The 5,372-nt window shown below is 60.9% G+C and carries 6 protein-coding genes; 2 read left to right on the forward strand and 4 right to left on the reverse strand.

The window, feature by feature from the left end:
* Window positions 1-303 precede the first annotated feature (303 nt).
* Window positions 304-501, forward strand: a complete 198-nt coding sequence (locus CIT31_RS28585; RefSeq protein ID WP_245316497.1) for a hypothetical protein — start codon at window positions 304-306, stop codon at window positions 499-501.
* Between the two features lie 141 nt (window positions 502-642).
* Here CIT31_RS28585 and CIT31_RS28595 read toward each other — a convergent pair whose 3' ends face one another.
* From CIT31_RS28595 to katE, 4 genes are all read right to left on the reverse strand, one after another.
* Window positions 643-1,281 carry a DUF6766 family protein gene (locus CIT31_RS28595; RefSeq protein WP_095521282.1) on the reverse strand — a complete coding sequence of 213 codons (639 nt, stop codon included), beginning with the start codon at window positions 1,279-1,281 and terminating at the stop codon, window positions 643-645.
* A gap of 26 nt (window positions 1,282-1,307) precedes the next feature.
* The gene (locus CIT31_RS28600; RefSeq protein ID WP_095521283.1) at window positions 1,308-1,916 is read right to left on the reverse strand and encodes a cysteine hydrolase family protein; all 609 of its coding nucleotides are present in this window, start codon (window positions 1,914-1,916) and stop codon (window positions 1,308-1,310) included.
* A gap of 115 nt (window positions 1,917-2,031) precedes the next feature.
* On the reverse strand, window positions 2,032-2,541 hold the full coding sequence (locus CIT31_RS28605) for a DUF6894 family protein (RefSeq protein ID WP_133116218.1): 510 nt from the start codon (window positions 2,539-2,541) through the stop codon (window positions 2,032-2,034).
* A gap of 20 nt (window positions 2,542-2,561) precedes the next feature.
* Entirely contained in the window at window positions 2,562-4,673 is a 2,112-nt protein-coding gene (katE, locus tag CIT31_RS28610) for a catalase (RefSeq protein ID WP_095521285.1), read from the reverse strand.
* A 390-nt stretch (window positions 4,674-5,063) separates the two neighbouring features.
* Between katE and CIT31_RS28615 the strand changes: the two genes are divergently transcribed.
* Window positions 5,064-5,309 carry a divalent metal cation transporter gene (locus CIT31_RS28615; protein ID WP_425350669.1) on the forward strand — a complete coding sequence of 82 codons (246 nt, stop codon included), beginning with the start codon at window positions 5,064-5,066 and terminating at the stop codon, window positions 5,307-5,309.
* Window positions 5,310-5,372: the final 63 nt, after the last annotated feature.

A 5,372-nucleotide genomic window follows, 5' to 3' on the forward strand; every position in this document is an offset into this window, starting at 1 on the left:
ACAGTCGACTGCCATCCATCAGTTCCCGCGTCACCCGGAATCGGGCCAACCCGGCGTGAAGAAGATCATCGAGGATGCCCTGCGGGCGGCGGGTTTGATGCGCTAGGCGGGCGGCGCAAATCGCTCGCCGACTGTCTCGCCGGCCCGCGAAGGTCAAGCGGGTCCGACCAAGCAAGGGAACGCGTTGTTCGTTGGAATCGTTGACCGCTTTTCAGCGAGCAGTCGCCATGCACCTCGTCCAGATCCTGCTTCCCCGCCCGGACAACACCGGTCGCCCCTTTGGCCGGGAAGTATTTCGACCGTATGAAGGAAGACCTGGCCAGCCGTTTCGAAGGCGTCATGGCCTACCTGCAGGCGCCTGCGGAAGGTCAGTGGCAGGATGGCGAGCAGTCCAGCAAAGATGATATCGTCATCTTCGAAGTGATGGTGGATGATATCGACCTGCCGGACTGGCGCAAACGGCGCGCCGGTGTGGTTCGTCGCGAGCGGCAAGCGTTATGACTACGAGGCTGTGCCGCCGGAGACCTATGCGGCGTTCCGAAACGCTTCGTAAAGGGCCGGTTCTTCAACGACCACTTTCGCGACCGTTTCCGGCACCGCCTGATTGCCGAAGCATAGCGATCGTTGCCTGCACGCGGAGACTCATGCGCCGGTTTCGGAGTTTGACGCGCCGGCTGGCTTTGATTCCGGGGAGCCCTTGTGGCGTAGGAAAATCGACAGCAGGACCAGGACGGCCGTCGACATGAATTCCGACTGCCAGTTCTGAAAGGACTCGAACCATAGCTGGGCGTCGAGAAGATAGTCTCCCAGGGATTGAACCTCGCCGCCGTGCCGAAGCGCCTCCTCGTTCGCGGCCGCCAGGCTCGCCCACCAATGCAAGGCAAATGAGATGATGAACAGCAGGGCCAGCGCCAAGCCCAGCGAGTATGAATAGAGCCACGACAGGATCGGGTTGCGCCTGCGGGTGGCGGTCGGAAGTTCGTCCTCGGGCCGGTTGGGATCATCGGGATCACGAGACTCGGCGGAACCGCGCTGGAACAGCATTGCAGTCAGCATGACATAGGCCGACATCTGCAGGAATTCGCTTTCCCAGTTTTCGAAGAGTGCCGAGAGGAAGTCGCCGCTTTTCAAATAAGCCAACAGTCCGATCGCTGCCGAGCCATGCTCACGAAGTTCTTCATTGTAGGCAGAATGCCCCGACCAGATCATGCCGAGTGCGCTGAACAGGAACATCGCCACCAGGGCGATCGTAAGCCCGTTGTCCCGAAATATGGTTCTCATGATCTTGTCTCCCACGGAGCCTTCGGCTAGCGCCAGTTCTCCAGAACCTCTTCAATCCTCACCGCCTCGACTTGCTCGCTGAAGCGAGAGCGGTAGAGCTCCATCAGTGCGTCATGCGTCTGGTCGACCGAACTGCAGATGGCATCGGTCGCAAGGACGACACGAAAACCACGGTCGATGGCGCCGAGGACCGTGGCAAGCACGCAGACATCGGTTTCGCCGCCGGTGATGACCAGCGTGTCGATCCCTGACCCATTGAGCATCGCGTCGAGCCGGCCTTCAGTCCACGGCGAATAGACATGCTTGTCGAGCGTTCTTGCCGGCGGCACGAACCGCGCCAGAGAAGGCATCAGATCGACGAGGCCGGTATCGATGTTGGCAAGGGTGACCTCGGCCCAACGCCGATAATACCGCGCCCACATGCCCGGTCCTTCGCCAGGCCGAGCGGCCGGAACAAAACGTGTGAACAGCGTTTGCTGCGGATGTCTTGCGGTCAATTCCTCGATGACCGGCAGCACGTTTTGCGCCCACGGCACGGCCCAAGGCCCGCCCGGCGCGAACAGGCGCTGCATGTCAACGCAAAGATGTAGGGAATTCTCACCAAGCGGACCGTGTACCAGGCCTAGGGCGGCCATGATCAGCCGCGGCCGCGGTCGGGCGATGCATAGCCTCTAGCTGAGCGCGGGCATAGCCCGGGAGGTCCCGCCGTAGCCTCGCATCTCTGCCAATCCGCCTTTAGCCGTTGCCGGTTCATGGTCTTGTCAGGCGGGCCGCTTCCGCCTCCTGCACGTCGATGGCGTACAGCAGTGCGCCGTTCTCGTCGCGCAGGCGCACGAGCCAACCTGAAAGATCGTCTGTGCCCGGCTGAAGGTCGACCAGAAGATCGATAGCGCATCGAACTGCTTCCTCCCGCGCAGCCTCTAAACTTGGCATCCTGGACGGAGGAACCTGACGGCCGCGTCCGCCGTCGCGATACTCGAAGATGTAGAGCCCGCCGGTTTCGTCATTCGCCGCTGTGACGGCGACTTCGTCAAAGTTGCCGTTGCTTCGGGCATCATAGTCGTTCACAGCCAAATCGAAGGTCGCGGTCTGGACCAGGACCGCCTTCGCTCGATTGATAGCGGCCTCGTTGTTTCCGCCGTCAACGCGGGCCATGTCGACGGCAACGCAGTCACCGCCTTCGCCGCAGAAGATGACGCGCAGGATGGGCTGTCCGGTCGGGGCGGTTGCCTGGGTAACTTCGGTTCGAATGATCTGCATGAGAAACTCCGTCCCCATCGCTACAATTTGACGGCCATTTCCCGGCTCCAGAGACGCAGCTTGCGGCAGGACTCGATGAATCCGGCAACCGCGTTCGGACCACCCAGATCGATCATGCCTTCGTCGGCTTCCGGATCGACGCCGGCCTTCCGCAGCAGCGGGACGGCGCCCGACGTGAAGGCGATGAATTTGCAATGAGCAAAAGCGTCGGCGACGAAGTCACGCGCTGCGGCCTCCCCAGTCAGCCGTTCAGCTCCTTCTTCGGACAGGATCAGCGCAACGGCATCGAACAGGACCGACGGCCCGCCATCGATCATGTGTTTCGCCTCGATCCAGCTTCCGTCCGCCGCCTCGACGCCGCCCACCTTGGGCGCTATGACCTCCATCACCGCGCCTTCCTGCTCGATCGCCGCCCGGAGTTTCTTCAGCAGCGCTGCATCGGCGCCTGGACTGACAAGCACGCCGACCTTGCGGCCAGCAAAACTGTCAGGCCCGTTCCGGATGATGCTGAGCGCCGGCGATGGTTCGAGATCGTCCCTCGGCGCGACCGCCGCATCCGCGGGCTTGGGCAATCGCTTCATGCCAAGCTTGTCAGCGACAGTTTCTGCCAAGCCTTCATCAATGTTGAGGAGATGCGCCACCATGCGCTCGCGGATAACCGTTGTCTCGACCTTGGAGAGCTCGAAGGACAGCGCCATGGCGATATGCTTCTGCTCGGGCGCGGTCTGACTGTTGAAGAACTGTCGCGCCTGGCTGTAGTGGTCGGCGAAGCTCTCTGCGCGCAAACGGACTTTCTGGCCTTCCTCCGCCTCGGCGAACGACCGGAAACCGTGCTGCGGCGATTCCCGCGGGCCTTCGCCGAATGAATTCGGCTGGTAGTTCACGCGTCCGACCGGATTGCGCATCGCCATGTGGCCATCCTGCTGGAAGTGGTGGAACGGGCATTTGGGTGCGTTGATCGGGATATGGGTGAAGTTGGGGCTGCCGAGACGCTTCAGTTGCGTGTCCAGGTAGGAGAAGTTTCGACCCTGCAGCAGGGGATCGTTGGAAAAGTCGACGCCGGGCGGTACGTTCTGCGTCATGAACGCGACCTGCTCGGTCTCGGCGAAGAAATTGTCGGGCATACGATCGAGCACCAAGCGGCCGACCGGGACCGGCGCGAGGATTTCTTCCGGAATGATCTTGGTCGGATCCAGAACGTCGAAGTCAAAACTGTCCGCGAAGTCCTGATCGAAGAGCTGGAGGTTGAGCTCCCATTCCGGGAAATCACCAGACTGGATCGCATTCCAGAGATCGCGTCGATGAAAATCCGGGTCAGCGCCGTTGATCTTGACCGCTTCGTTCCAAACGACCGACTGCATGCCGAGCTTCGGCTTCCAGATGAATTTGACGAAGGTGGATTCGTCCTTCGCATTGACCAGCCGGAACGTGTGAACGCCGAATCCCTGCATGAACCGGAAGGACCGAGGTATCGCCCGATCCGACATGACCCACATGATCATGTGCATCGATTCGGGCGTCAGGCTGATGAAGTCCCAGAAATTGTCGTGTGCCGATTGCGCCTGGGGGAAGGCACGATCAGGCTCAGGCTTCACTGAATGAATGACGTCGGGAAACTTGATTGCGTCCTGAATAAAGAAAACCGGGATGTTATTGCCGACGAGATCCCAATTGCCTTCGTTGGTGTAGAATTTGACGGCGAACCCACGCACGTCCCGCGCCAGGTCGAACGAGCCTTTCGAACCGGCCACCGTGGAGAACCGCACGAAGGCCGGCGTCTTCTCGCCGGCACGCTGGAAGATATCCGCGCGGGTGTAAGCCGCTAGCGATTCATAGGTCTCGAAGAAGCCGTGCGCGCCATAGCCGCGTGCATGCACGACGCGCTCGGGAATGCGCTCGTGATCGAAATGAAAAATCTTCTCACGGAAGTGGAAGTCTTCGATTAGTGACGGTCCGCGCTGGCCAATCTTCAAAGTATTCTGGTCATCGGCCACTGGGCCGCCTTGGGCGGTCGTCAGGATCTCGCTGTCGCCTTCGGCGATCTGGTGAAGCTCGCCTCCGTTCCCGCGCACGAGCTTTTGATCATGGATCGTCGCGAGCTTGCCCGACGACTGTCTGGTTGTCTTGGCCATGCTTGAATTCCTTGAAAAGGAGGGGGCGGCTTCAGGTCTCCCTCAATGCTGGGACACCCACTTAAGTTCCTGGTGGGTGTCACGTGGCCCGCATTTCGAAGAATAGCACTCGGCTGCCGGAACAGTGGACCCGGTCGGGCCGGCGAGTTCTTGGGTCGGAACTGACCCAAAACGAAGACGTTCTCTTGCGCCAACCAGAGGAAAGCCTTCGTGAGCTCGGCCGCGGATATTCTGCCCAATCCAGACAAAAACCGGCTCCCCGCACACAAGCGATGGCGACGAGCCGCAACGTTCAAACAACTCGGCCCGGGGCTTATCACGGGCGCAGCAGACGATGATCTGAGCGGTATTGCGACCTATTCCCAAGCAGGCGCCCAGTTCGGCTAAAACATGCTGTGGACGATGGTCCTGACCTACCCGCTGATGAGCGCTGTTCAGTTGGTCAGCGGGGAAATCGGGCGTGTCAAAGGATGCGGTCTCGCCAAGAACCTCGGCGACATCCTGCCTCGATGGACGGTGCTGACACTGGTCGCTCTGCTTTTCGTGGCCAACACGATCAATATCGGCGCCAACCTCGCTGCGATGGGGAGCAGCCGCACAATTATCCACCGGCGCGCCGGCTGGCGGCAATGTTAATTTCTTCGCCCTCGGCGGAGGGTGCTTCGGCGGATAGCCAGCCCGGCGGACCCGCTCGCTCCC

Source organism: Mesorhizobium wenxiniae, from assembly GCF_002284535.1.
GTDB classification, from domain to species: Bacteria; Pseudomonadota; Alphaproteobacteria; order Rhizobiales; family Rhizobiaceae; genus Mesorhizobium; species Mesorhizobium wenxiniae.

Bases quoted from the DNA above. Each gene is read 5' to 3' on its own strand.
- CIT31_RS28615 (WP_425350669.1), top strand. From the start codon at position 5,064: ATGCTGTGGACGATGGTCCTGACCTACCCGCTGATGAGCGCTGTTCAG.
- katE (WP_095521285.1), bottom strand. From the start codon at position 4,673: ATGGCCAAGACAACCAGACAGTCGTCGGGCAAGCTCGCGACGATCCAT.
- CIT31_RS28585 (WP_245316497.1), top strand. From the start codon at position 304: ATGAAGGAAGACCTGGCCAGCCGTTTCGAAGGCGTCATGGCCTACCTG.
- CIT31_RS28595 (WP_095521282.1), bottom strand. From the start codon at position 1,281: ATGAGAACCATATTTCGGGACAACGGGCTTACGATCGCCCTGGTGGCG.
- CIT31_RS28600 (WP_095521283.1), bottom strand. From the start codon at position 1,916: ATGGCCGCCCTAGGCCTGGTACACGGTCCGCTTGGTGAGAATTCCCTA.
- CIT31_RS28605 (WP_133116218.1), bottom strand. From the start codon at position 2,541: ATGCAGATCATTCGAACCGAAGTTACCCAGGCAACCGCCCCGACCGGA.